Genomic DNA, 964 nt, shown 5'->3' with positions numbered 1-964 from the left:
CAACGCTGGGAAACAGAAATTATTAACGCTTTTATTTACCCACATTTATCTAATGGCTTCGTAGAAGGCATTAACAACCGAACCAAAGTTTTAAAACGTGGCGCTTATAGCTTTCAATGCTTCGAAAGATTCCGCGCTAAAATACTTACCCAGCACTTTATCAAAGATTTTGACATTTCTGTAGGCTAAAAAGAGGCACAAACCATTGTTTCCCTAGCTTGTACCTCGATATTTCACCCCAACAATTGACATAGAGCCATGAAAATGGAAAGCATCTGGAAAGGTTTCGGGCTTTTTCACAAAAAAAGCAAAAACCCCAGCACTCCGAAAAGTGTTGGGGTTGCTTGGATACCGGCGGCCGGGGTCGAACCGGCACGATCGTGAGATCACTGGATTTTGAGTCCAGCGCGTCTGCCAATTCCGCCACGCCGGCATAATATAAAATAAACTTCAATGGAGGCGCCAACCGGATTTGAACCGGTGATAAAGGTTTTGCAGACCTCTGCCTTACCACTTGGCTATGGCGCCACATCCGTAAGAAAAATAAGCGGAAGACGAGGTTCGAACTCGCGACCCCCACCTTGGCAAGGTGATGTTCTACCACTGAACTACTTCCGCAAAAACTAAAAACTGGGCTAGCTGGATTCGAACCAGCGCATGACGGAATCAAAATCCGTTGCCTTACCGCTTGGCTATAGCCCACCGTTTAAAAATGGGGCGGATGATGGGAATCGAACCCACGAATGCCTGAACCACAATCAGGTGCGTTAACCACTTCGCCACACCCGCCACTATTAAATTTACTATTTGGCAGGGGCAGTAGGAATCGAACCCACACTGAAGGTTTTGGAGACCTTAGTTCTACCTTTAAACTATGCCCCTATTATAAAATGGTGGAGGGGGGCAGATTCGAACTGCCGAACCCGAAGGAGCGGATTTACAGTCCGCCGCGTTTAGCCACTTC

The 964-nt window shown here is 47.0% G+C and carries 1 protein-coding gene and 6 tRNA genes; 1 reads left to right on the top strand and 6 read right to left on the bottom strand.

Annotated features, from left to right (window positions below):
• Positions 1–189, top strand: a 189-nt coding sequence (locus HCJ66_RS15875) for a transposase (RefSeq protein ID WP_187134015.1), incomplete at its 5' end; no start/stop codon positions are given.
• Between the two features lie 160 nt (positions 190–349).
• Here the strand turns inward: HCJ66_RS15875 and HCJ66_RS15870 are convergent.
• From HCJ66_RS15870 to HCJ66_RS15845, 6 genes are all read right to left on the bottom strand, one after another.
• Positions 350–433, bottom strand: a tRNA-Leu gene (locus HCJ66_RS15870).
• Between the two features lie 21 nt (positions 434–454).
• Positions 455–528: transfer RNA gene (locus tag HCJ66_RS15865), tRNA-Cys, on the bottom strand.
• 18 nt (positions 529–546) lie between these two features.
• Positions 547–618 (bottom strand) — tRNA-Gly (locus tag HCJ66_RS15860).
• 12 nt (positions 619–630) lie between these two features.
• Positions 631–702: transfer RNA gene (locus HCJ66_RS15855), tRNA-Gln, on the bottom strand.
• Positions 703–713: 11 nt separating this feature from the next.
• Positions 714–789 (bottom strand) — tRNA-His (locus tag HCJ66_RS15850).
• Between the two features lie 19 nt (positions 790–808).
• Positions 809–882: transfer RNA gene (locus HCJ66_RS15845), tRNA-Trp, on the bottom strand.
• Positions 883–964 lie beyond the last annotated feature (82 nt).

This window comes from Paenilisteria portnoyi (assembly GCF_014322795.1).
GTDB classification, from domain to species: domain Bacteria; phylum Bacillota; class Bacilli; order Lactobacillales; family Listeriaceae; genus Listeria_A; species Listeria_A portnoyi.
This window is presented reverse-complemented; position numbering and strand designations above follow the sequence as displayed.